Below are 24,659 nucleotides of genomic sequence, written 5' to 3'. Positions count from 1 at the left end.
AGGATGACCGGTTGATGACAATGGTGCCGCCCGCTTGCCGATGCCCTACACTAACCGGAATTAAATGACCCGCACCAAGGGAGTAGGCAATGGGACTCGTACTGATTCTGATCGTATTGATCGCGTTTATCGTGGTGGCTACCACCAAGCTCAAACTGCACCCCTTTCTGGCGTTGCTGGGCGCTGCGTTATTGGCCGGCTTTGCCTACCAGATGCCGGCAAACGATATCGTCAAGAGCATCACCGGTGGCTTCGGCAATATCCTGGGTTATATCGGTATCGTCATCACCCTGGGTACCATCATCGGGATCATTCTCGAACGCAGCGGTGCGGCCATCACCATGGCCGAGACTGTTATCAAGTTGCTCGGCGAACGTTTCCCGACGCTGACGGTGTCGATCATCGGATATCTGGTATCCATTCCGGTGTTCTGTGATTCGGGCTACGTCATTCTCAACTCCCTGAAAAACGCGTTGGCAGCGCGCATGAAGGTATCGGTGGTAGCGATGAGCGTAGCGCTGGCCACCGGCTTGTACGCGACGCATACCTTTGTGCCGCCCACACCCGGCCCGATCGCCGCCGCCGGTAACCTCGGGCTGGAATCGCAGCTCGGTCTGGTTATCCTGGTTGGCTTGTCCGTTGCCATGGTGACTGCGCTGGCGGGGCTGTTCTGGGCCAGTCGTTTCGCCCACAAGGATATTCCGCTGGTCGAAAGCGCCGTGCCGACGCTGGAAACCGAAGACTATGAACAGATGCGCGCCAGCTACGGCACGCTGCCATCTCCAGCCAAGGCGTTTGCACCCATCATGGTGCCGATTCTGTTGATCTGCCTGGGCACTATCGTCAATCTGCCGGCACGCCCGATCGGAGAAGGCCTGCTGCATGCTGTACTGGCATTTCTCGGTCAGCCGGTGATTGCGCTGGCGGTCGGCCTGGCGCTGGCCTGTACCCTGCTCAAACCCGGCAACAAGCGTGAACAGTTCGAGGACAGGGTTACCCAGGGCATTCTCGCCGCTGCGCCCATCCTGCTGATTACCGGTGCCGGTGGCGCCTTTGGCAGCGTGCTCAGCGCTACTCCGCTGGGGGATTATCTGGGTAATACCTTGTCGACCCTGGGCATCGGTCTGTTCATGCCATTCCTGGTGGCAGCCGCACTGAAATCCGCTCAGGGCTCGTCCACCGTATCGCTGGTCACCACCTCGGCACTGGTTGCGCCCATGCTCACCCAGCTTGGTCTGGACAGCGACATGGGCCGCGTGCTGACAGTCATGGCGATCGGGTCGGGCGCAATGACTGTCTCCCATGCCAACGACAGTTTCTTCTGGGTAGTCACTCAATTCAGCCGCATGAGCGTGGCAACCGGTTACAAAACGCAGACGGTAGCGACGCTGATTCAGGGCCTCGTCGGTATCACCACTGTCTGGCTGCTCAGTCTGGTATTGCTGTAATGAAGGTAGTCATCGCTCCGGATTCCTTCAAGGAGAGCCTGTCTGCGCCGGAAGTGGCTGCGGCCATCGCCCGTGGTTGGGCAAGTGTATTTGCCGATGCAGATCTGCAATTGTGTCCCATGGCCGATGGCGGTGAAGGCACGGTCGATGCGGTACTCGCAGCAACCGGAGGGCAGCGCCGTGAATTGAGCGTGCGCGGTCCCCTGGGTGAGGCGGTATCCGCGCACTGGGGTTGGCTGGATGATGGGCAGGCGGTGATCGAGATGGCTGCAGCCAGCGGGCTGCACTGGGTCGCTTCGGATCAGCGCAACGCCTGCATCACCACGACGTATGGCACCGGTGAACTCATTCGCGCAGCGCTGGATGCCGGTGCCACGCGCATTATTCTGGGGATCGGCGGTAGCGCGACCAATGACGGCGGTGCCGGTCTGCTGCAGGCGCTTGGCGCGCAACTGCTGGATGCGCACGATCAGCCGCTGGCTGCGGGCGGTGCAGCATTGGCTGATCTGCAACGTATAGATCTTTCAGAGCTGGATCCGCGGCTGGCGCAGATCGAGATGCTGGTGGCTGCAGATGTGGATAACCCGCTATGCGGCCCACGCGGCGCGTCCCATGTATTTGGCCCGCAGAAGGGTGCTGATCCGCAGCAGGTCGAGCAGCTGGACGCCGCGCTGGCGCATTTTGCCGATGTCATGGCCCAGGTGCTCGGCGAGGATTTCCGCGATCTGCCTGGCGTCGGTGCGGCTGGCGGCCTGGGCTTTGCTGCCAAGGCGGTGTTGGGTGCTACTTTCCGCCCCGGTATCGAGCTGGTGGCCGAGCTGTCCGGTCTGGCTGAGGCGGTGCAGGGGGCGGATCTGGTGATTACCGGCGAAGGACAGCTGGATGGTCAGACCCTGCATGGCAAGACCCCGGCCGGTGTTGCCCGTGTCGCCCGCGAAGCGGGTGTGCCGGTGATTGCGCTGGCAGGCAGCCTTGCTGAAGGTTATCAAGGTGTCTACGACATCGGTATCGCCGCGGCTTTCAGTCTCGCGCCGGGCCCGATCAGCCTGGAGCAAGCCATGCGTGAAGCCGGTACTCAATTGCAGTCCAGGGCGGCGGACATCGCCCGCCTATGGCAGCTGGGAGCAGGTAGCCGCTAGTAAATCGCTGCATGCCCAAGTGGCTGCAGCCGTAATGGGATGCGTCGCTCTGCCGCAGGGATGTAATACGTTATCAATTGCGACTGATTATCATCAGGCGTATCGTCCTGTTGAACCGCCCATGTCGGGCTTTCCAGGAGGATCACTCATGCAAACGCCATTTCGCCTGTTCGCCGGTATTATCGTTCTCGGTCTGAGCGCTGCAAGCTGGGCCCAGAACGACGCCGAGCGCCCCGCCCATTTCAAAGGCGAGCCCGCAGAAACCCTGCAGCAAGCGGTTTCCAACCTCAGTGAGTACAACATCAAGCTGGATGAGCTTCTGGCCAAGGATCAATTGACGCCGATGGATATGCACGAAGTGCATCAGCTGACCTATACCCTGGAAAACGCCTTGCAGAAAATCCAGGCGGATCTGGTGGAGACCGCCGAGGTGCTGGAAGAGGTACACATAGCGTCCGAGACAGGCAAACCCGAAGTGGTGAAGACCAAAGGGCAAATCTACCTGGAAACGACCCGGACGCTGGTGAAATAACCGTATCAGTTCAGACCAGCACGCCCTGGCTGCGTAGGTAATCGTCATAGGTGCCGGAGAAGTCCTTGATACCGGACTCCGACAACTCGATGATGCGTGTCGCCAGGGAGCTGACGAACTCGCGGTCATGGCTGACGAAGATCAGTGTGCCGGGGTAGTTGTCCAGCGCCAGGTTCAGGGCTTCGATGGATTCCATATCCAGGTGGTTGGTCGGTTCGTCCATGATCATCACGTTGGCGCGCTGCAGGATCAGCTTGCCGAACAGCATGCGGCCTTGCTCCCCCCCGGAAATCACCTTCACCGATTTGAGAATGTCGTCGTTGGAAAACAACATCCGGCCCAGAGTGCCGCGTACCAGCTGTTCGCCACCCTGGGTCCACTGGGACATCCAGTCGAACAGCGTGTAGTCGTACTCAAAATCGTCAGCATGATCCTGGGCGAAATAACCAACATCAGCGCTTTCGGCCCATCTCACTGCACCGCCCTGCGGTTGCATATCACCGACCATGGTGCGCAACAGGGTGGTCTTGCCGATACCGTTGGGACCGATGATCGCCACTCTTTCGCCGGCTTCGATCTGCAGGCTGAGGTTCTTGAACAGCACTTCACCGTCATAACCCTGACTGAGGTTTTCCAGTGTCAATGCCTGACGATGCAGTTTCTTGTGCTGATCGAAGCGAATGAACGGGCTGATCCGGCTGGATGGCTTGACCTCGTCCAGCTGGATCTTGTCGATCTGTTTGGCCCGGCTGGTAGCCTGCTTGGCCTTGGAGGCGTTCGCCGAGAAACGGCTGACGAAGGTCTGCAGTTCGGCGATCTGGGCTTTTTTCTTGGCGTTGTCCGACAACAGGCGCTCGCGGCTCTGGGTCGCCGCCGTCATGTATTCGTCATAGTTGCCGGGGAACAGGCGCAGCTCACAGTAATCCAGATCCGCCATGTGCGTGCACACGCTGTTGAGGAAGTGGCGGTCGTGGGAAATGATGATCATGGTGCTGTTGCGGACCTTGAGAATATCTTCCAGCCAGCGGATGGTATTGATATCCAGATGGTTGGTAGGTTCGTCGAGCAGCAACACATCCGGATCGGAAAACAGGGCCTGGGCCAGCAACACCCGCAGCTTCCAGCCGGGCGCGACTTCGCTCATCGGGCCGAAATGCTGATCCAGTGAAATACCCAGACCCAACAGCAGTTCGCCAGCGCGTGATTCCGCAGTATAGCCGTCCATCTCGGCGAACTCGGTTTCCAGCTCGGCCACGGCCATGCCGTCTTCTTCACTCATTTCCGCTAACGAATAGATACGGTCGCGCTCGGCCTTGACCTTCCACAATTCTTCATGGCCCATGATCACCGTATCGATCACGCTGAACTCTTCATAGGCAAACTGATCCTGGCGCAGCTTACCCAGGCGCACGTTCTGCTCCAGCATCACCTGCCCACCGGAGGGTTCCAGCTCGCCACCGAGGATCTTCATGAAGGTCGACTTGCCGCTGCCATTGGCGCCGATCAGACCGTAGCGGTTGCCGTTGTTGAATTTGACGGAAACGTTTTCAAAAAGCGGCTTGGCGCCGAACTGCATGGTGATGTTAGCGGTGGAGATCAAGGAAGTATCCTGGGGAATAAATGAGAGAGTGCGCTCTGTATAAAGCGGCGGCAAATTGTACTGGCTATGGCACCTGAGTAACAGCAGTGGGCAATAAGCCGGATGGATGGTGGCAGCGCTCTTCGTCGGAATACTTGCACATATCCCATACTGGGTTATACCATTCGTTATAACTTGACTGCGGAGGTCCCCATGAAACTCAAGATCACTTCCATCGGCAATTCTTCCGGCGTCATCCTCCCCAAGGAGATTCTCGCCCGCTTGCGCCTGGAGAAAGGCGACGAACTGTATGTGCTGGAAACACCGGATGGTATCAAGCTGACCACCTTTGATCCGACGCTGGCGGAGCAAATGGCCGTGGCTGATAAGGTCATGCGCAAACGGCGTAATTTGCTGCATAAACTGGCACAGTGAAGTGGATATGATTGTCTGGATCAACAAGGTGCTCGCGCTGGCCATTCATGACCGGCAACTGGCTGAGCACGGCGGCAGCAGCGGGGCTCGGGATGAAGGTCTGCTTGATTCGGCGCTGGCCCGGCCGCATCAACTGTTCGCTTACGGCGAGCCGCCACCGGATCTGGCCGATCTGGCTGCCAGCCTGGCCCATGGTCTGGCCCGTAATCATCCCTTTGTCGATGGCAACAAGCGCGCCGCGGCTGTCATGTGCGAAGTGTTTATCGAACTCAACGATGGTCATTTGGAAGCGGATGATGTCGAGCTCTACCCACAATATATTGGCCTCGCCGAAGGTTCCATCAGTGAAGCGGAGTTCGCCAGCTGGCTGCGCGAGCGCATCGTGATTGATCGACCGGATGAGTTGCAGGAGTCCGCAGAAGGTTACGGGGCCTAGGGCGTATGCCGCGAGGGTGGGCCGAGCCCCGCTATCGGTATGTGGTGGCGAGAGGGTGCGCGACACTCCGCTGGAACACTCCCCCGCAATTATTCGATACCGGTCAGGGCGGCGAGTGGGAAAACGCCTCCGCCAGATAATCGATCATCACCCGCACCTTGGCCGGCGGTCTGCGATCCGGTGGGTAGAGGACGTGGATGCCGCCCAGTTCGATCACCGGTTTGTCCAGCTCCAGCGCTACCAGCCGGCCGGCATCCAGCGCCTCGCCGACGATGAAATGCGGTTGATAGATGATGCCCTGGCCACCGAGGGCGGCAGCCAGCAGGGCATTGCCGTTATTGGCGAGCAGATCGCCGCTCACCGGAACGCGTATCTCACCGTCAGGGCCGAATGCCCAGGAGCGGGCGCCCTGCATGGGTGAGAGGGTGTAGCTCAGGCAGTTGTGCTGGGTCAGCTCGGCCACCCGGCGGGGTACACCGCGCTGGTCCAGATAGCTGGGTGCGGCACATACCAGCATGGCGCTGTCACCCAGGCGGCGCGCCTGCAGGTTGCTGTCGCTGAGCCGGCCGATGCGGATGGCGAGATCCCAGTTGCCGGCCAGCAGATCCACCTGGGCATCGCTCAGGCCCAGCTCGATCCTCACCTCCGGATGCCGGTGGCTGAATGCCGGAATCAGCGGCGCGACGAACCGCTCGCCGAACGACAGCGGTACGTTCATGCGCAACAGGCCGGTGGCCTTGATCCGCTGGGAGGCGGCAACGGCTTCGGCTTCATCGATCTCCGGCAGGATGCGCTGGCAGGCTTCCAGATAATTGCTGCCGGCCTCGGTCAGACTCAGGCGCCTTGTGGTGCGGTGAAACAGCTTGACCCCCAAGCGAGCCTCCAGCGCATTCACATGCTTGGCTGCCATGGCCGGTGACATGCTCAGATGACGGGCAGCAGCGGACAGGCTACCGGCACTGGCAGCGCGAACGAACACGCGCATACTGGTAATACGATCCATGCTTCACTTCCTACTGATGGTAACAAGTGTTGGTGAATATTAGCCGGTTCTCTTACTCATGGGCAGCAACGATACTATTGCCATACAAGGTTGGAGGGTATTTCTATGAGCAATGACAAATCTGCGCGGCAGCCCGTGGTGTTCATCCCCCACGGGGGTGGACCCTGTTTCTTCATGGATTGGGATCCCGCGAATACCTGGGAGGGTATGGGCAATTTTCTCAAGCAGGTGGCCAGCACTCTGCCGCAGCGTCCCAAGGCGATTGTCATGGTATCCGCGCATTGGCGGGAGCCGCAGTTCCGTGTTACCGGCCATGCCCGCCCGCAGCTGATCTACGATTATTACGGCTTTCCGGCGCACACCTACGAGTTGACCTATCCGGCGCCCGGCCAACCGCAGTTGGCCGAGCAGGTAGTCCAACTGCTCAATGCAGAGGGTGTGCCGGCGCAGGTGGATGCCGAGCGCGGGTTTGACCATGGCATGTTCATCCCGCTGAAACTCATGTTTCCGGGAGCGGACATTCCATTGATTCAATTGTCCCTGCGTCGCGACCTGGACCCACAGGCACACCTGCAGGCAGGCCGGGCACTGGCCGCGCTGCGGGACGACAATATCCTGATTGTCGGCAGTGGCATGAGCTTCCATAACATGCGCGCCTATGGCGATAGCCGCTTTTCGACCATTTCTGACGAATTCGACAGCTGGCTGACCCAGGCGGTGCAGAGCCCGGCGGCAGAGCGTGAGCAACTGTTGCGGGATTGGGCCAAGGCCCCCCATGCCTATCTATGCCATCCGCAGGGCGACGAGGAACACCTGATTCCCTTGCTGGTCGCCGCTGGCGCCGGCGGGGATGGGCCGGGTCAGAAGATTTATTCAGAACGGGTCATGCAGACCACCATTTCAGCATTTCGCTTCGGTTGATCGCCGGCGTCATTCAGAGGAGCTACAGCATGATTATTGATCTTTCCGGAAAGACCGCCATTGTCACTGGTTCTACCGGTGGTATCGGACTGGCAATTGCCAGTGGCCTGGCCAATGCGGGTGCTCAGGTGACCGTGGTCGGTCGTGACCAAGGCCGGGTGAATGTCGCAGTGGAGAAGGTCAATTCCGCTGCTCACCGAGATGATGCCCGCGGCGTGGTATGTGATCCCGGTACCCTTGAGGGAACCGCAGCACTGATTGCAGCCCAGCCGCAGGCCGACATTCTGGTCAACGGCCTGGGCATCTACGGTGCGCGGGAGTTCTTCGATATCGATGATGCACTGTGGGAGGAGTTCTTCCAGGTCAACATCATGAGCGGTGTGCGTCTGTCCCGTCATTATGCCAAGGGCATGCGTGAGCGCGGCTGGGGTCGGATCCAGTTCATTTCCAGTGAATCGGCGCTGAATATTCCAACCGAAATGGTGCACTACGGCGTCAGCAAGAGTGCGCTGCAAGGCCTGTCCCGTGGCCTGGCCAAGGTACTCGCAGGCACCGGTGTGACGGTCAATACCATTCTGCCGGGGCCGACCCGTACCGAGGGTGCGACCCAGATGATGGCTGATCTGGCGGCCGAGCGCGGTGTCACCGCCGAGGAAATGGAAGGCCTGTTCCTCAAGGAGAACCGCCCTTCCACCTTGCTGCACCGCTTTGCCAGCCCGAAAGAGGTGGCTAATCTCTGCGTTTACGCCGCCTCGCCCCAGGCCAGCGCCACAACCGGTTCGGCATTGCGCGTGGAAGGCGGTATTGTCGAGAGCATTGCCTGACTCGGACAGAGAAATTATGGGCGCCGATGACGTTCGCACACATTCAGACACAAAAGCCGAAGCGCTTGATGATCCGCTTGTGCAAGCATTGACGCCACAAATCGAACGGCAATAACCGTGATTGAAACTGATGGATTGTGAGATAGGAGCAGGACATGAAAGGTGATACCCAAGAACGCTATGGCAGCATTTCCCGGTTTTTTCACTGGGGAATGGGTTTGCTGATCATTTGGCAGCTACTGAAGTTATTCGATCGCATCAATGATGGCGAACACTGGGTCGGCCAGACTCTGGTGCCGTGGCACATTTCCATTGGCTCCCTGCTGCTGGTGCTGGTGGTGCTGCGTATCATCTGGGCCGCCAAGCAGAAGAACAACCGTCCGGTGCAAGATCCGGCCACCGCGTTGCAGGTCAAGCTCGGCCACTTCCTGTTGTACGCGGGCATGGTCATGATGCCCATCACTGGCGCCCTGTACATGATCGGCAACGGCTATGGCTGGACCCCTTTCGGCATTCAGCTGGTCGCCAAGGGTGACGAGATTCCCTGGATGGTCAGCATGGGCAGCCTGCACTCACCGATTGCCTGGCTGCTGCTGGTCATGATCATCGGCCATATCGGCATCGCCCTGCTGCACCACTTCGTGAAGAAGGATGGTGTACTGCGGCGCATGATCTGATCCAGCCGCTATCCTGAGCAACTACCACAGCGCCCCCGATCGACGGGGCGCTGTGTGTTCAGCCCGAATGGCTACTGCGGCGCAGGCGGCTCCAGCGGAACACCGCTGGCCAGGGTACGCGTGGCCAGCACCTGATCGATACGGTAGCTGTCCACATCCACCACCTCGAAGGTGTATTCGCCCCAGATCACCCGATCGGTGCGGCGCGGCACGCGGCGCAGCATGGCCATCATGAAGCCGGCCAGCGTTTCATAGCCTTCTTCCTGGGGAATATCCTCGATCTCCAGCGCACGGCGTACATCCTGGATCGGCGTGATGCCGTCGATCAGCCAGGAGTTATCATCACGGCGCACGATCTGTTCCTCATACCACGGTGGCACCAGATCGCCCATGACGATGCTCATCACATCGTTGACTGTGATCAAGCCCACCACCAGGCTGTATTCATTGACGATCAGCGCAAAGTCCTCACCGACCTGACGAAATTGCTTGAGCAATTCAGCCAGGGTCAGCCGGTCCGGTACTACCAGCGGCTTGTGCAGCATGGTCGGGTCGCTGAGGGAAATGGGTTCGTTATGCAGCACGCGCTTGAACAGGTCTTTCATCGATACGTAGCCGATGATGTGATCGATATCGCCCTCGCATACCGGATAGGCCGAATGTGGCGTGTCGGCAATACGCGAGCGGATCAGCGCATCGGAGTCATCCACCAGAAAAAACTCTATCTCGTCGCGGGTGCTCATGGCGCTGGGCAGGGTGCGGGTATCCAGCTCGAAGATATTCTCGATCGCCTGCTGTTCGCCGGGTGCCAACAGCCCCGAGCGGGCACCGGCCTCGGTCAGGGCAAGGATATCCTCGGGAGTGACTTCGTCATCGCGGCGGGCCGGCAGGCGCAGCAGTTTGATCAGGCCGCTGACCAGACGCGAATAAAACCATACCAAGGGGCGCAACAGGATATTCAAAACACGCATCGGACCGATAGAAAACACCGCCAGCGGCTCGGGCAAGGCCATCGCCACCTGCTTGGGAATCAGGTCGGTCACCACGATGAACAGCGAGGTCAATATCAGAAATGACATCGCAAAGCCCAGCGTTGTCGCCAACGGCGGCTCCAAGACCAGCAGGAACAGTTGGGTAAACAGGGCGGTCAGAAATTCCTCGCCGACGATGCCCCCGAGAATCGCCAGGGCATTGATGGATATCTGAACAACGGTCAGGTAATTGCCCGGATTCTGCTGCACCGCGATGACGTGCAGGGCCCGGGTAGTGCCGTTGTCGGCCATCTGGCGCAGCTTGAGCGGCCGCGCGGCGGCCAGGGAGATCTCGGCGATGGACAGGAAGGCGCCGCCGAGAATGATGGCTGCGAGTAGCAGCAGACTTTGGCTGAAGCTCATAAAATAATCTTGGGGTAAGGATAACCTTGGCAGATTAGCATGTTGCGGTCCCTGGCAGCGGGTTGATGGTGTGGGACGCAGGTAATGGTTGGCTCAATGGATCAGCAGGGTCAATACTCTGTCGAACTTCCGGTTCATTATGAGGTGTCACCCTTGGCTTCCAGTCTACTCGCCCTGCTTGATGATATTGCTACCCTGCTTGACGACGTCTCGGTCATGAGCAAGGTGGCGGCCAAGAAAACGGCTGGCGTGCTGGGTGATGACCTGGCGCTCAACGCGCAGCAGGTCACCGGAGTCAAAGCGGATCGGGAATTGCCGGTGGTCTGGGCGGTGATGAAAGGCTCGTTCCGCAACAAGTTCATTCTGGTGCCGGGAGCGCTGTTGATCAGCGCTTTCATTCCCTGGCTGATTACCCCTTTGTTGATGCTGGGTGGCGCCTTTCTCTGTTACGAGGGATTCGAGAAGCTGGCGCACCGGTTTCTGCATGATGACAGCGAGCGACGCGCGCAGAAGCTCGAAGCGCTGGCCGACCCCTCCCGGGATATGGTTGCCTATGAAAAGGAAAAGATCAGCGGCGCCGTGCGTACCGACTTCATTCTCTCGGCCGAGATCATCGCCATCACCCTCGGTACTGTCGCAGCGGTATCCTTCTTCACTCAGGTAGCGGTACTGAGCATCATCGCTGTGGTGGTGACCGTCGGCGTTTACGGCCTGGTCGCCGGTATAGTCAAGCTGGATGACCTGGGGTTAGCTTTGACCGAGCGCGACAACCCGATGCTGGACAAGATCGGCCACGGCTTGCTGTGGCTGGCGCCCTGGTTGATGAAAGCCTTGTCGATCATCGGTACTGCCGCCATGTTCATGGTCGGCGGCGGTATTCTTACCCATGGCTTTCATGCCGTGAGTCACTGGATCGAGGATACCGCTGAACACACCGTGGATCTGCCCTGGATCGGTTCGGTGCTGGGCGGTCTGTTGCCGACACTGATGTCGGCCGGGGTAGGTATTCTGGCCGGCGCGCTGATTTTTGCCGTGATCACGCTGGGCACAAAAGTATTCAACAGACGGGCTGCGCATTGAGCGCCAGTGCTATTCCTTATTGTCGGGTGAAATCCTGAACGACCTTGATACTGCTTTGTCCCATGCAAAGGATCATCTTATCCAGGAGACAGGTATGAAATCGCAGAAATGGTTGATAGTTGCCGCCGCGCTGATGGCGGGTACCGCTTATGCTGCTTCGCAGGAAGTGACCATCAATAAGGTCAACGCTGATGGCAAGCAGGAGTCCATCGGCACCATCGAGATCAGCGAAACCGATCACGGTCTGCTTTTCACCCCCGATTTGAAATCTCTTGAAGCCGGCGTACATGGCTTCCATGTGCATGAGAACGGCAGTTGCGAGGCAGCGGAGAAGGATGGCAAGCCGACTGCTGCGCAGGCAGCTGGTGGGCACTTCGACCCACAGAAAACCGGCGAGCACCACGGGCCGTACGGCGAAGGTCATCTGGGCGACCTGCCCGCGCTATACGTAAACAGCGATGGCAGCGCGGACTATCCGGTATTGGCGCCGCGTATCAAGAAACTCGATGAGATCGAGGGCCGCGCGCTGATGATCCATGCCGGTGGTGATAACCATGCCGATTCACCCGAACCGCTGGGCGGTGGTGGAGCGCGGATGGGCTGCGGGGTGATCTGATAGCCGCCTGACGAGGGGAGGAAGAGCCATGTATCTTGAAGGTTCCTGCCATTGCGGCGCTGTCCGCTTCAGTCTGGACAGCGCCCAACCCTCTCCGTACCAGCGTTGCTACTGTTCGATCTGTCGTAAGACCCAGGGGGGTGGCGGCTATGCCATCAACCTGGGCGGCGATGCCCGCAGCCTTCAGGTCAGTGGACGTGAATCGATTTCGATCTACCGTGCGCGGATCGAACAGCCCGATGGCAGCATCCAGACCAGCAGCGGCGAACGGCATTTCTGTCGAGAGTGCGGCAGCGGGTTATGGCTATTCAGTCCGGAATGGCCGGAGCTGATTCATCCCTTCGCCTCGGCCATTGATACCGAGTTGCCGGTACCGCCGGAACATACCCATATGATGTTGGGTTCGAAGGCCGGCTGGGTGGAAGTGGACGCAGCATCGGCGGATCAACAGTTTGATGGTTATCCACAGGAGTCGCTGACGGAGTGGCATGAGCGGCTGGGTTTAACCAAGGCCTAGTGGGCAGGGTTTCCCGCACACAAAGACCGACCCTACCGATCCAGCGTCCGTGGCCCGGCAGTTCGCTTTCCCAAAGTCCCGCTCAGTGCGCCACCAACCGCTTCATCCAATCCAGCAATACCGTTGGCAACAGCTCCGGGCGCGGCAGCAGTCCATAATGTTGCGCACCAAAGATGCGCGGCAGGTAGGCCGGGGCTTGGCGGTCGATGGTCAGGCAGAAGGCCGAGATGCCTTGCAGGGAGGCTTCGGTGACGGCCTGGCGCATGTCCTCGACACCGTACTGGCCTTCATAGAGATCCTTGTCGTTGGGCTTGCCGTCGGACAGCACCAGCAACAGGCGGTGGCTGGCCGGTTGTTGCAGCAGGTCGCGGCTGGCGTGGCGTATGGCGGCGCCGGCGCGGGTGTAGTGTTCCGGTTCCAGCGAGCTGATACGCAATGCTACCTCGTTGCTGAAGTTTTCGTCGAAGGACTTGATCTGACGGACGATGACCGCGTCCGGCCCTTCGCCGGAAAAGGCCTGGATCGACCAGGGCTCACCCATGCCATCCAGCGCGACGCTGACCAGCAGCAGGGCTTCGCGTTCCACGTCGATGATCCGCCGGTTGGTTGATACCCAGCTGTCGGTGGAGCCGCTGATGTCGATCAGCAGGGTGACGGCCAGGTTGCGTTCGGCGGTGCGGCGGGTCTGGTACAGGGCATCGGACAGACTGCCGCCGGCGCGGAAATCGGCGTAGCTGTCGATATAGGCCTGCAGGTCGATGTCATCGCCATCCAGCTGCTTGCGCCGGGTGACGCGCTGGGCGCTGAGCATTTCGAAGCGGCGGCGGATCTGGTTCAGCAGGCTGCGGTGTTCATCGAGGGTAGCGTCGACCCATTGCTGCGAGCCGGGCAGATTGGGCAGCACATGCAGCGTGGTGCCAGGCTGACGATAAGCTTGGATGCGGTAATCCCATTCCGGGTAACGCAGGCCCTGCTGTTCGCGGATAGCGGTTTTCAGCTGCATCGCGGTGTTGGTATCCGGAGGGTCATCGGAAATCAGGACCTCCTTCGAACGGCCCGGGGTAGATACCAGCCGGGCCTCGGACAGCTCCGATAACATGTCGCCATATTCATCGGCGCTGATGTCCTCATCCTTATCCACAGGCCGGTTGAGACCGAAGGGATCTTCGGCATGCTGATGCGGCTCGTCAGCCTGCACCATGAAAATGCCGGCATCGCTGTTGTCGTCCTCGTCCTCCTTGGCCTCACGTACCTCTGGGCGGCGCAGCAGATGGGAGCTGCGAACAGGCGCATCAGAGGGCTCGCTGACCGTTTCCGGCTCGCTCAGCGCGCCGCTGGCGGATTCGTTGCGCTCGCTGGGACTCGGCTGGCGCAATTCGCCCGTCCACCAGTTCTTGAGCAGGGGCGCGTTACCAGCGGATCTGTCCTCGGACGACAGGCCGAGGCGGCTCAGTAACGACATAGCCAGTGGCACGGAATCCTGCGGTGTCGGGCTGAGCGGCAAGTCATCGCATGGCATGCCGCCGGGGATCTGTAGCAGTTTTCGCAACAGTATTTCGAGGGGCTGGCGCGGACCGGAAAATGCGCTCAGCGGTGGTCGCGCCCGCAGCGCGTGCTGGCGCAATCGGGTGACGGCGGCAGCCATACCGGGCAGCCGCAGGGTGAGCTCAGCATCGGCCGCCCAGGCTTCCAGTAACAGGTAGGCATCGGCCTGCAGCGCTGGCCAGCCCGGATCGAGCGGATCGGCACTGCCGCGTTGAGCCCGTATCGCCTGTTGCAACGCCATGACCCGATACAGCTCATTGCCCAGAGTGATGTTCTCGATGCCGGAATCGGCGGGCAGCCACAGCCGGTGGCCATTGGTGGCGGGTATCGGCTGCTTCAGCCAGGGAAATTGGTTGCGCCGATATAGACGCGACAACAGGGTCGGCCGCGCCGGCAGCTGGGCGATACGGATCGGCAGGCTGTTACCGGTCAATGCAGTGATCAGCAGATCGAGACGCGGTGCGTTATCCATCAGCACGGCGGTCGGTGGGGCGGCCGGTGGTGGGCGGTAACGCAGCCACATCTTGCGTGCAAAGATGGTGGCATGGCGCGCCGCATCGCTGACCAGTTCTTCAGCTTCAGCCACGAACTGCTACCTCAGACAAAGGTGGCGTCGACCAGATCGCGCAGCGCCCCGACCATCGAGGACTCATCGGACAGCGGAGAAACAATGGCCGCATAGCAGGCGTCCCGAAGCGGAATGCCGGACATGACCAGCGCTGCGGCGGCGATCAGTAATCGGGTGCTGGGCACCTCGGCCAGTCCCCGGTCGCGCAACTGCCGGATGCGCCCGGCCAGCGCCACCAGACCATTGGCGGTGGCTGAATCGACACCGCCTTCATGTTGCACGATCCGCGCTTCCAGTTCCGGCGTGGGGAAGTCCAGGTCCATCGCGACAAAGCGCTGCCGGGTACTGGGTTTCAGGTCCTTGAGCATGCGCTGATAGCCGGGGTTGTAGGACACCACCAATTGAAAACCGGGGGCGGCCTGCAGGGTTTCACCGGTCTTGTCGATCGGCAGAATGCGGCGGTGGTCGGTCAGCGCATGTAGTACCACCACGGTGTCCTGACGGGCTTCGACCACTTCGTCAAGATAGCAGATGGCGCCTTCGCGCACGGCGCGGGTGAGCGGGCCATCCTGCCAGACGGTGCCGTTGTGCTGGATTAGAAAGCGACCGATCAGATCGCTGGCCGCCAGGTCGTCATGGCAGGGAATGGTGATCAGCGGGCGGCCCAGCTTCCAGGCCATGTGCTCGACAAAGCGGGTCTTGCCACACCCGGTTGGCCCCTTGAGCATCACCGCCAGGCCACGGGCGTGGCACTGTTCGAACAGTGCCATCTCGTTACCGGTCGGGTGATACCAGGGCGCCTCGCCAGTGTTCGGGGTCAGGTCCGACACGGATTCTTGTATCCCCACCTCAGACTACTCGACCAACGGCGATCTCGTTATCGGCTACATCCGGCTCGGTGACCTCGAAGCGCGGTCGGTAGCGGAAGAAATCGAAGATGAACAATCCGACCCCGGTGGCGAAGATACTGCCACAGACGATCAGCATGACGAAGTGGATCTGGATCTTCAGCTGTGCATCCAGATAGCCCATGCCCATGATCCGCTCCAGATATACCTGGCCGATCCCCGCCGTGGCGAAGGAGAGGGTCATGCCGAACATGCCGCCCAACTGCAGCCAGAAGGCCCAGTAACCTATGCTGCTGCCTTTTTCCGGGCGACCGTGGGTAAGCGAGGGCAGGGCATAGCTGATCATCGCCAGGGTGATCATTGCGTAGGCGCCATAGAAGGCCGCATGACCATGCATGGCGGTGATCAGAGTGCCGTGAGTCCACTTGTTGATGCTCGGCCAGGTATGTGCCAGACCCAGCAGGCCAGCACCGAACAGGGTGAAGATGGTGCTGCCCAGGGTCCAGTGCAGAGCCAGTACGTTGGGATGCGACAGTCCCGCGCGGCGCATGGCGCCATAGGCATACATGGCCATGCCGACGATCGCCAGCGGCTCCAGGGCGCTGAAGAAACCACCGATCGGCAGCCAGTAATAGGGCACCCCTACCCAGTAATAATGGTGAGCGGTGCCGAGAATCCCGGCCAGGAACACCAGACCGACAATCACGTACAGCCACTTTTCCATCACCTCGCGGTCGGCGCCGGACAGGCGAATCAGCAGGTAGGCGAGGAAGGCACCCATGATCATCATCCACACGCCTTCCACCCATAGGTGAATGGTCCACCAGCGGTAGAAGATCGAGACGGTGTAGTTCTCGTAATGCAGCAGCGCCGGCAGGAACAGCACTGCCGAGCTGACCAGGCCGAGCACCAGCACCCCTTCGGTGGTGGTGAAGCGGCCGGACTTCTTGATCGTCATGCCGATGTTGTAGAGAAAGATCAGCATGCAGATGACGATGACGATCTTGTGCGGCAGCGGTTGCTCCAGCAGCTTGTTGCCGGTGCCGTAGCGGAACAGATAACCGATGATCGCGGTCACGCCCATCAGCGTCCACAGGATCAGCTGGATATAAGCCAGTTTGACACTGTGCAGCTCGGTACGTGATTCATCGGGGATCAACCAGTAGGTCGCCCCCATGAAACCGGTCAACACCCAGACGATCAGCAGGTTGGTATGGATGACCTTGGTGACATCAAAGGGCAGGATGTACAGCAGTGGGTCGGGGCCGAGGTATTTGGTGGCCGACAGCAGACCGAATACCAGCTGCAGACCGAACAGCACCATGGCCACGGCAAAGTACCAATAGGCGACTGACTGTGACTTGTAGCGCATTGTTGTTCTCCGTCTTATCCATATTGTCGCGCCCGTTGGGCGCGGCAGTCGCAGGGGTCACTTGAGCGTGGCAAGAAACGCGACCAGTTGCTCGATCTGTTCTTCACTCAGGCTCTCGCCATAGGTATTGGGCATGAAGGACACGCCATTGGCCGAATACATGCCGCCGGTACTCAGATGCGCACTGGGTTCGCGAATGGACTCCCTTAGATAGCCTTCAACATCGCTGGCCTGACCGCTGTAATCGGATGTGCCCACCAGCAGTTCCGCGCGGGTAGCGACGCCGGCCAGACTGGGACCGGCACCATCAGCACCCTGGGCCAATGAATGGCAGGCTATACAACCTGGTACGGCGGTGCGGAACACATGCTCGCCCAGTGCCCGGATATCATCGTTGGCATCCACCGGGCGCACTCCAACCGAGGTGGAACCACTCTGCACCGCTTCGGCATCCCCGGCGCCGCCGGAACCGGCCACGGCGGTAAAGCCACCGGTTACCAGTATCGGCCGGGGCGGCCAGCCCTGGTTATCCACATTGGCGACCCAGTCGAGGAACTTGATCAGGTCAGTGATTTCTTCTTCGCTCAGATTCTGCTGCGGCATCAGTCGGCGGTGGGTCTGTTCATCGTAGAACGCCGATGGATCGCGCATGTAAGCCTGCAGATAGGCCTCGCCGCGGTGCTGGGTGATCTTGGTCAGATCCGGGGCGTAATAGGCCCCTTCGCCGAACAGGGTATGGCAGTTGATGCAGTTGTACTTGTGCCATACATCCTTGCCGTGGGTGACCTGCGGGGTGATGGTGTCGGCGTTGGTCAGCTCGGGAAACTGTCGATGGCTGTCGAGTGTCATTCCGAGGAATAACACCGCGGCGGCAATGGTCGAGCCCCACGCAAAGATCCTGGCTTGCCTGTTGTTCATGGTCGCTCCCCGTCAGACATTGATTCCGGTCCAATGAAGGACTGTCATGGTGAAGGCATACAGAGCGGACACCACCATCAGCGCGAGGACCACGAAACTCGCGATGCGGACGGGTTTGTAGAGATCTTTCAATTGCATGCTGTCCCCCGAAATGCGTTGCCGTGCTGGGTCATTATTGGAATGTCCCTACAAGGATAGTCGGTATTACGGGTTTTGCAGCGAGAGATGCATGGTTGGCAAGTAAAGTGTGATTCGCCGCTCAGTCGCGATAGAAAACCTGGACCAGATGCCAGCCGAACTGGGTTTTCACCGGACCATGCACGACTTTCAGTGGTTTCTTGAAGATGATCTGGTCAACCGCCCGAACCATCTGTCCGGGGCGCACTTCGCCGAGATCACCGCCGCGTTTTTTTGATGGGCAGGTGGAGTATTTCCTGGCCAGCACATCGAACGCCTCACCGGCGGTGATGCGTTGTTTCAGCTGAGCGGCTTCGGCTTCGGTCTTGACCAGAATGTGGCGGGCCATGGCGACGGGCATGTGACGTTCCTGATGAAAAACAAGGCGACCATTATGCCTCACTCGGGCTCGAGGCGGGTCGGCGGCAAATACACGGTGAAATCATTGATCGGCTGCATCCATACACTATGTGGATACTGCTGCTCGGCGATGGATACCAGACCCATGCGCGCAAACAGCTCGAAGCGTGCGTTCAGCAGATGGCCTGGCTCGACCCGCAGTTGATCGTGCCATACCCGATAGGCGCCCAGATGCCCGTCCCGGCGACGATGAAAAAAGCCCACCAGGGGATGGGTCAGACAGACCCGTGCGGTTTCCTCATCGGGAAAGCCCGGGTAACGGGCTGGTGGCGCATTTTGCTGGGTCAGGCTGAGTTCGACGCTGGCACCCGCGGAAGCGGTATGTAGATGGTAACGTTGATAACGGCTGCCGCTGGCGTCGAGCTGACAGTCGAAGCGCAGCCGGCCACTGTGCCAGGGTTGCTGCCAGAGGTGGCGGGGGAGTGGCAGCGCCCAGGAATCCAGCGTGGTCCCAAAGAACCAGACGGCACGCTCTCCGGTCAGGCGGTCGATTATATATGCGCGATAGTCGGTCTGGCCCATCCGCAGGCGAGGAAAGGGATAGGCTGCCAGGGTGAAGTCGACATTGACGAAGGGTACGGCGGAGACCAGCCCGCGTTCCTGGCCATCGATGGTGACGCTGTCGAGCATGAAACGGGGCGGGACCAGCCGCCGCAGCTGGTCGGTGTCGACAAGGTAACTGACAATAGCGAAATGCTGCAGACGACAGCGGGCGTTGATGCCCGACACCGGAGGCCGGGGGACCAGATGATCCTTGAAGCGCAACGTCTGCCATGGCCGGGAAGCCACAGGAGCGGCATTATACTCCGCAGGGTCCGGGCCGCGAGTGACATTGCGCATCGGCTCAATCCTGTGTGTCTGTGTTCCGTTGAGTGCTTTTGTTGGACAACCGTAATCCGCGCAGGCTCCGCTTTACGCTCTTCAGATGATTGACCAGCTCCGGGCCGCGGCGCATGGCCATGCCCATGGCCAATACATCAATCACCACCAGATGGGCGATACGCGATGACAGCGGCGTGTAGATATCGGTGTCTTCAGTGACATCAATGGGGATGTGAATCTGACCCAGGTCGGCCAGGGGCGTGTTACTCGGGCACAGGCTGATCAGCGTGGCGCCGGTTTCCACCACCAGGGCGGCGGAATGCAGCAGATCCTTGGTACGTCCGGTCTGGGAAATGGCCACGGCCACATCGTACGGGCCCAGAGTCACCGCGGACATCGCCTGCATGTGCGGATCGGAATAGGCCGCAGTAGACACCTGCAGGCGGAAGAACTTGTGCTGTGCATCACTGGCCACCGCGCCGGAAGCACCGAAGCCGTAGAACTCCACCCGACGGGCTTCGGCCATGGCCAGAATGGCCTGCTCCATGGCATCGGCATCCAGGCGTTCGCGTACATCCATCAGCGTGGCCAGGGTGGTATCGAAGATCTTGTGTGACAGCTCGTCGACGCTATCCTCTTCATTGATCGAGAACTGTCCGAAGCTGGCACCCGCCGCCAGGCTCTGCGCCAGCTTGAGTTTCAGGTCCTGGAACCCGCCGCAGCCGATGGCCCGGCAGAAGCGCACTATGGTGGGCTCGCTGACGCCGACTTCGCGCGCCAGATCGGCCATGGAAGAGTGCATCACCTGAGCGGCGTTGGTGAGAACATGGTCGGCAACCTTCAGCTCCGACTTGCGGAGAATCTGGCGGTTGGCGGCAATATGTTGGAGCAAGTTCACGTGGGCTTCATGCTAATCTGCGGTATCGGGGGAGGCGAATTCTTGTAGTTATACTACAAAATCCTCCCGGCCGCTTTTCCGAGGAGAATAATAAGTGTCAGCACGATACGGTAAAGCCTGCGATATCGTGGTATTCGGCGGTACCGGGGACCTGGCCATGCGCAAGTTGCTGCCAGCCCTGTTCTATCTGCACCGCGATCGCCATCTGCACCCGGATACTCGCATTCTATCGCTCGCCCGTGCCCGGCATGATGGCGACAGCTATCGCAAGCTGGTGCATCGGCATGTCAGCCAGCATGTGGCCAAGGCCGACTTTAACGAGCAGGCGTGGTCCGGTTTTGCCGACCGCCTTGATTACATGACGTTGGATATCAGCCAGCGTGTGGAATTTGCCCGCCTGGCCCGGCACCTGGGTGACCGGCCCGGCCGGGTGCGGGTGTTCTATCTGGCTACACTGCCCGATCTGTTTGCCCCGACGGCACTGCATCTGGAGTCGGCCGGGCTGGTGAATGACGAAGCGCGTATCGTGCTGGAAAAACCCTTGGGCGACAGCCTGAAAACTGCCAACGATATCAATGACCGGATCGGTCGGGTATTCGACGAGTCTCGGGTATTCCGCATCGATCACTTTCTCGGCAAGGAGGCGGTACAGAATCTGTTGGCGCTGCGCTTTGGTAATGCGCTGTTCGAGCCGCTGTGGCGCAATGGCCATATCGACCATGTACAGATCAGCGTGCTGGAAACGGTCGGGGTGGAAAACCGCGGTGCCTATTATGATCACGCCGGCGCCATGCGCGACATGCTGCAGAATCATCTGCTGCAGCTGCTGTGTCTGGTGGCCATGGAAGCCCCGGTGCATTTCGAGCCCGAAGCCGTACGTAACGAAAAGCTCAAGATCCTTGAAGCGCTGCGGCCGATCACCGGCATGGATGTGCAGGACCAGACCGTACGCGGGCAATATTCCAAGGGCAAGCGAGCCGGGGAAGCGCTGCCGGCCTATTACTTCGAGAAAAGTGTCGACCACGACAGCAATACCGAAACCTACGTCGCGCTCAAGGCTGAAATCGACAACTGGCGATGGGCCGGTGTGCCTTTCTATCTGCGTACCGGCAAATCCCTGGCCCAGCGCAAGTCGGAAATCATCGTCCAGTTCAAATCCGTCCCGCATCGTCTGTTCCCGGGTAATGACACGCCGGTCGGCAACCGCCTGGTGATTCGTCTGCAACCTGATGAGAGCATCAGCCTGTCGTTGATGGCCAAGTCACCGGGGCGCGGCATGGCGCTGCAGGAAGTGGATCTGGATCTGCATTTTGACGAAGCCTTCAAGCGTCGCCGCTGGGACGCTTATGAGCGGTTACTGCTGGATGTGATTCAGGGCGACGCCACGCTGTTCATGCGCCGCGATGAAATCGAAGCCGCCTGGCGCTGGGTCGATCCGATCATTCGTGGCTGGCGCGAGGTCTACCGCTCGCCGAAACGCTATGCTGCCGGCGGCTGGGGCCCGGAAGCGGCAGACAGTCTGTTGGAGCGCAATGGGCATGTCTGGTTTGATGAGCGCTAGGCACTTTTCGTACAGAGCCTAGGGCGCCTCTGTGGCGCTGCTGTAAAGCCGTGACTCCAACAGCCGGGTAAATGCCGAAGCAGAAACCGGCTTGCTGATCAGGAAACCCTGCACTTCGTCACAGCCCTGGTTGCGCAGAAAGCTCAGCTGGCTTTGCTGCTCCACTCCTTCGGCCACCACGCGCAGATTCATGCTGTGGGCCATGGCAATGATGGCGCGCACGATAGCGGCATCGCGGGGTTGCTCATCCAGTTCGTTGATAAAGGTGCGGTCGATTTTCAGGCTGTGGATCGGAAAGCGCTTGAGGTAGGCCAGCGAAGAATAGCCGGTACCGAAGTCGTCCACGGACAGCTCCACCCCCAGTTTTTGCAACGCAGCGATATTAGCTTCCACGGTATCGCTGTGCTCCAGCAGCATGCTCTCGGTGAGCTCCAGTTCCAGCAGGCTGGCTGGCAACCCGGTAGTGCGCAGAACGTCTTCAACCTGGGTGGCCAGCTGCGGTTGGCGCAGCTGCTGTACCGACATGTTCACCGCCACCCGCACGGCCATTGGCCCCTTATGCAACCATTGGCTGGCCTGCACACAGGCCAGCCGCAGAACCTGTTCGCCCAGGGTCAGAATCAGTCCGGTTTCCTCGGCGATGGTGATGAATTCTCCCGGCAGCAGCATGCCGCGGGTCGGGTGCTGCCAACGAACCAGCGCCTCGGCGCTACCGATGGTGCCCGATGCCAAGTGCAGTTTGGGCTGATAGTGGATCTGCAGCTGTCCTTCGGCAATCGCCTTGCGCAGCTCATTTTCCAGGCGCAGGCGATCGGTATTACGCGCTGGCAACTCGGCGGAATAGAACTGGAAACAGCTGCCACCCAGATGCTTGGCATGTTGCATGGCTTGACTAGCCTGATTGATCAGCTGCAGGCTGCTACGCGCCTCCGCGGGAAATTGGCTGATGCCGATGGACGCGGAAACAATCAGTTCCGTGTCGCCAATCCGGACCGGTTCACCGAATGTCTGCAGCAGCCGGCTGGCCAGCTCGGCCAGCGCCGGCATTGGCATGTTCTGCTTGACGACCACGAACTCATCGGCGCCCAGTCGCGCCAGAATGAAGGCATTCGGCAGCAGGGTATTCAGCCGGTCGGCCATCTCGCGCAGCAGGGCGTCGGCCTGCACATGGCCCAGCGTGTCATTGATATTCTTGAAACGATCCAGATCAATATGCAGCAGCGCCAGGCTATTGCCCTGAGCGCGTGTTTGACCGATAGCCTCGCCCAGCTTGCGGGTAAACAGACTGCGGTTGGCCAGATGCGTCAGCGGGTCGTGATCGGTCAGGTAACGCAGCTGTTCCTCGGTCTGCCGGCTGATAGTGCGATCAGCGAAGAAACCCACATAGTGGGTAATTTCGCCGACCTGGTTGCGTACCACTGTCAGCTGCAGCCACTGCGGGTAACGCTCGCCGCTGCGCCGCTGTTCCTGTATTTCACCTTCCCAGCGATCATGACTGAGCAGCGCTGTACGCATGCGCGAGTAGGCGGCAAGGGTGTCCGGGTCGTTGCTGGTAGAAGGCATCACTTCACCTACCACGTCGCGGGCAGGGTAGCCGGTAATGACACTGAAGGCCTGGTTCACCGCCAATATCCGACGCTCTGGGTCCAGAATGAAGATGCCATCGGAGGTGGCCTCGAACACCGTTGCGGCCAACCGCTCCTGTTCATGCCGGTGGCGCCGCGTAGTGATGTCGCGGCGGGTGCCGATCATGCGCAAGGTACGTCTAGCGCCGTCCCGCTCGACCGCGCGGCCGTTATCCTCGACCCACACCCAATGTCCGTCCTGATGCTTCACCCGGTACTCCACGCAGTATGGCGTGGCGTGCTTGAAGTGGCTGATCATGGCGTCACGCACGCGCGCGACATCTTCCGGGTGCACGCGTGGCTTTAGGCTGCCGTGCATGGTCAGGCGAGTGTCGGTCAGTCCGAAGATTTCCTTGAGGTGGGAATGGTGTACCTCATCGGAGCGCAGATCCCAGTCCCATAATCCCAGTGCGCTGGCTTCCAGTGCCATGCTCAGACGCGCCTGGGTCTGCTGCAGTTCGGTGGTGCGCTGGACGACACGATGCTCCAGCGCCTCGTGACTCTCGCGCAACTGCTGTTCGGCCTGGCGGCGGTGCTGGATCTCACGGGTCAACTGGATATTCAATGATTCGGCCTGTTGGCGTGCCTCATCCAGCCGGTAGAGCAGAGCTTCGTTGCGAATATTGCTTTGCAGGGTATGGCTGGCAGAGCGGTTGATAAAGGCCGCTGCCAGCAACATGCAGGAAAACAATGTGATACCCATCAAACCCCAATACGGGCTGGAAGGGTCGTCCTGGGCCAGTAGAAACAGCGTGGGCGGCAGCCAACTGGGCAAGGCGAAGGTCAGAAATGCGCTGAAGCGGTGTGCATAGATGATGCTGACACAGAGAATCACACCCGTGGTAACAGCATAGGCGCCAGCCTGCAGGTTGAAAGTGTCCACCGGCACCAGCAATACATGCACCAGACCCATGGCCAGCCCGGACACGACATTACCGATGTAGAACAACGCAGGCCAGCGCGGACGCAAGCGCTGCTCGGGTGGGCTGCGCTGGTAACAGCGGGCCAGACGAATACGCAGCAGGGTCAGCAGGCAGACCAGCACCAGCCAGCTCAATGCCAGCGTCTGCGACGCATGCTCCCAGACCAGGACAGTGACCACGCAGGCAGCCAGCATGACCAGCCATTGCGGCAGCCGGGAATACTCGAAGAGGAGATCGAGCTGGTGTAGCCGCTGCCGGATAGTCGCGGCATCGATACTCTTTTCACTGTTGGTCATGCGGGCGCACACCCTGTGCGCCGGCTCGAGTCTACTGTCATGACGCTTCCATGTGACTGCAATCCATCGGCAAACCATACACCAG

The 24,659-nt window shown here is 60.0% G+C and carries 24 protein-coding genes; 12 read left to right on the top strand and 12 right to left on the bottom strand.

All coding sequences use genetic code 11. From position 1 onward, the window contains the following. Nucleotides 1-89 precede the first annotated feature (89 nt). The 3 genes from BLU11_RS16520 (at nt 90) to BLU11_RS16510 (ending at nt 3,119) form a co-directional block, all read left to right on the top strand. Nucleotides 90-1,448, top strand: a complete 1,359-nt coding sequence (locus BLU11_RS16520) for a GntP family permease (protein ID WP_090275274.1) — start codon at nt 90-92, stop codon at nt 1,446-1,448. After that, complete coding sequence (locus tag BLU11_RS16515) at nt 1,448-2,587, top strand: glycerate kinase (RefSeq protein ID WP_090275272.1); 1,140 nt, start codon at nt 1,448-1,450, stop codon at nt 2,585-2,587. Before BLU11_RS16520 ends, BLU11_RS16515 begins: the two co-directional genes overlap by 1 nt. 148 nt (nt 2,588-2,735) lie before the next feature. Then, on the top strand, nt 2,736-3,119 hold the full coding sequence (locus tag BLU11_RS16510; RefSeq protein WP_090275271.1) for a DUF6746 family protein: 384 nt from the start codon (nt 2,736-2,738) through the stop codon (nt 3,117-3,119). Nucleotides 3,120-3,129: 10 nt separating this feature from the next. Here BLU11_RS16510 and BLU11_RS16505 read toward each other — a convergent pair whose 3' ends face one another. After that, on the bottom strand, nt 3,130-4,719 hold the full coding sequence (locus tag BLU11_RS16505; RefSeq protein WP_090275269.1) for an ABC-F family ATPase: 1,590 nt from the start codon (nt 4,717-4,719) through the stop codon (nt 3,130-3,132). Between the two features lie 192 nt (nt 4,720-4,911). Between BLU11_RS16505 and BLU11_RS16500 the strand changes: the two genes are divergently transcribed. Beyond that, nucleotides 4,912-5,133: an AbrB/MazE/SpoVT family DNA-binding domain-containing protein gene (locus BLU11_RS16500; RefSeq protein ID WP_090275267.1), complete on the top strand. Its 222-nt coding sequence runs from the start codon at nt 4,912-4,914 to the stop codon at nt 5,131-5,133. 7 nt (nt 5,134-5,140) lie between these two features. Further along, nucleotides 5,141-5,569: a type II toxin-antitoxin system death-on-curing family toxin gene (locus BLU11_RS16495; RefSeq protein WP_090276616.1), complete on the top strand. Its 429-nt coding sequence runs from the start codon at nt 5,141-5,143 to the stop codon at nt 5,567-5,569. 103 nt (nt 5,570-5,672) lie between these two features. Here BLU11_RS16495 and BLU11_RS16490 read toward each other — a convergent pair whose 3' ends face one another. Beyond that, a complete protein-coding gene (locus BLU11_RS16490; RefSeq protein ID WP_090275265.1) occupies nt 5,673-6,572 on the bottom strand; it encodes a LysR family transcriptional regulator in 900 nt (299 codons plus the stop codon). Nucleotides 6,573-6,677: 105 nt separating this feature from the next. On the opposite strand from BLU11_RS16490, the gene BLU11_RS16485 reads away from it, so the two are divergent. The 3 genes from BLU11_RS16485 to BLU11_RS16475 all read left to right on the top strand — a co-directional run bounded on the left by BLU11_RS16485 (nt 6,678) and on the right by BLU11_RS16475 (nt 8,994). After that, nucleotides 6,678-7,493: a DODA-type extradiol aromatic ring-opening family dioxygenase gene (locus BLU11_RS16485; protein WP_090275263.1), complete on the top strand. Its 816-nt coding sequence runs from the start codon at nt 6,678-6,680 to the stop codon at nt 7,491-7,493. 29 nt (nt 7,494-7,522) lie between these two features. Next, the gene (locus BLU11_RS16480; RefSeq protein WP_090275262.1) at nt 7,523-8,317 is read left to right on the top strand and encodes an SDR family NAD(P)-dependent oxidoreductase; all 795 of its coding nucleotides are present in this window, start codon (nt 7,523-7,525) and stop codon (nt 8,315-8,317) included. Between the two features lie 155 nt (nt 8,318-8,472). After that, complete coding sequence (locus BLU11_RS16475) at nt 8,473-8,994, top strand: cytochrome b (protein WP_090275260.1); 522 nt, start codon at nt 8,473-8,475, stop codon at nt 8,992-8,994. Between the two features lie 71 nt (nt 8,995-9,065). Here BLU11_RS16475 and BLU11_RS16470 read toward each other — a convergent pair whose 3' ends face one another. Then, nucleotides 9,066-10,388, bottom strand: a complete 1,323-nt coding sequence (locus BLU11_RS16470; RefSeq protein WP_090275257.1) for a hemolysin family protein — start codon at nt 10,386-10,388, stop codon at nt 9,066-9,068. A gap of 153 nt (nt 10,389-10,541) precedes the next feature. Between BLU11_RS16470 and BLU11_RS16465 the strand changes: the two genes are divergently transcribed. The 3 genes from BLU11_RS16465 to BLU11_RS16455 all read left to right on the top strand — a co-directional run bounded on the left by BLU11_RS16465 (nt 10,542) and on the right by BLU11_RS16455 (nt 12,601). Continuing rightward, nucleotides 10,542-11,468, top strand: a complete 927-nt coding sequence (locus tag BLU11_RS16465) for a DUF808 domain-containing protein (protein WP_090276612.1) — start codon at nt 10,542-10,544, stop codon at nt 11,466-11,468. A 94-nt stretch (nt 11,469-11,562) separates the two neighbouring features. Then, nucleotides 11,563-12,084 (top strand): superoxide dismutase family protein, encoded by a 522-nt coding sequence (gene sodC, locus BLU11_RS16460; RefSeq protein WP_090275255.1) that lies wholly within the window; start codon nt 11,563-11,565, stop codon nt 12,082-12,084. A 28-nt stretch (nt 12,085-12,112) separates the two neighbouring features. Then, on the top strand, nt 12,113-12,601 hold the full coding sequence (locus tag BLU11_RS16455) for a GFA family protein (protein ID WP_090275252.1): 489 nt from the start codon (nt 12,113-12,115) through the stop codon (nt 12,599-12,601). An 82-nt stretch (nt 12,602-12,683) separates the two neighbouring features. Here the strand turns inward: BLU11_RS16455 and BLU11_RS16450 are convergent, their stop codons facing one another. The 8 genes from BLU11_RS16450 to hexR all read right to left on the bottom strand — a co-directional run bounded on the left by BLU11_RS16450 (nt 12,684) and on the right by hexR (nt 20,169). Further along, nucleotides 12,684-14,732 (bottom strand): nitric oxide reductase activation protein NorD, encoded by a 2,049-nt coding sequence (locus BLU11_RS16450; RefSeq protein ID WP_090275250.1) that lies wholly within the window; start codon nt 14,730-14,732, stop codon nt 12,684-12,686. 11 nt (nt 14,733-14,743) lie between these two features. Further along, nucleotides 14,744-15,484: a CbbQ/NirQ/NorQ/GpvN family protein gene (locus tag BLU11_RS16445; RefSeq protein ID WP_090276610.1), complete on the bottom strand. Its 741-nt coding sequence runs from the start codon at nt 15,482-15,484 to the stop codon at nt 14,744-14,746. 79 nt (nt 15,485-15,563) lie between these two features. Then, the gene (locus BLU11_RS16440) at nt 15,564-16,934 is read right to left on the bottom strand and encodes a cbb3-type cytochrome c oxidase subunit I (protein ID WP_090275248.1); all 1,371 of its coding nucleotides are present in this window, start codon (nt 16,932-16,934) and stop codon (nt 15,564-15,566) included. Between the two features lie 57 nt (nt 16,935-16,991). Beyond that, nucleotides 16,992-17,852, bottom strand: coding sequence for a c-type cytochrome (locus BLU11_RS16435; protein WP_090275245.1), 861 nt, complete (start codon nt 17,850-17,852; stop codon nt 16,992-16,994). A 12-nt stretch (nt 17,853-17,864) separates the two neighbouring features. Further along, the gene (locus BLU11_RS19725; protein WP_269433213.1) at nt 17,865-17,990 is read right to left on the bottom strand and encodes a hypothetical protein; all 126 of its coding nucleotides are present in this window, start codon (nt 17,988-17,990) and stop codon (nt 17,865-17,867) included. Between the two features lie 121 nt (nt 17,991-18,111). Beyond that, complete coding sequence (locus BLU11_RS16430) at nt 18,112-18,390, bottom strand: peptidylprolyl isomerase (RefSeq protein WP_090275243.1); 279 nt, start codon at nt 18,388-18,390, stop codon at nt 18,112-18,114. A gap of 38 nt (nt 18,391-18,428) precedes the next feature. Continuing rightward, nucleotides 18,429-19,289 (bottom strand): DUF2071 domain-containing protein, encoded by an 861-nt coding sequence (locus tag BLU11_RS16425; protein WP_090275241.1) that lies wholly within the window; start codon nt 19,287-19,289, stop codon nt 18,429-18,431. Nucleotides 19,290-19,293: 4 nt separating this feature from the next. Next, nucleotides 19,294-20,169: a transcriptional regulator HexR gene (hexR, locus tag BLU11_RS16420; protein ID WP_090275239.1), complete on the bottom strand. Its 876-nt coding sequence runs from the start codon at nt 20,167-20,169 to the stop codon at nt 19,294-19,296. A gap of 94 nt (nt 20,170-20,263) precedes the next feature. Between hexR and zwf the strand changes: the two genes are divergently transcribed. Continuing rightward, nucleotides 20,264-21,730: a glucose-6-phosphate dehydrogenase gene (gene zwf, locus BLU11_RS16415; protein WP_269433212.1), complete on the top strand. Its 1,467-nt coding sequence runs from the start codon at nt 20,264-20,266 to the stop codon at nt 21,728-21,730. 18 nt (nt 21,731-21,748) lie between these two features. Here zwf and BLU11_RS16410 read toward each other — a convergent pair whose 3' ends face one another. Next, nucleotides 21,749-24,574 carry a putative bifunctional diguanylate cyclase/phosphodiesterase gene (locus BLU11_RS16410; protein WP_172828697.1) on the bottom strand — a complete coding sequence of 942 codons (2,826 nt, stop codon included), beginning with the start codon at nt 24,572-24,574 and terminating at the stop codon, nt 21,749-21,751. Between the last annotated feature and the right edge of the window lie 85 nt (nt 24,575-24,659).

The organism is Halopseudomonas litoralis (assembly GCF_900105005.1).
GTDB lineage: Bacteria > Pseudomonadota > Gammaproteobacteria > Pseudomonadales > Pseudomonadaceae > Halopseudomonas > Halopseudomonas litoralis.
The sequence above is the reverse complement of the archived record's forward strand: the minus strand, read 5'-3'. Positions and strand labels throughout refer to the sequence as shown.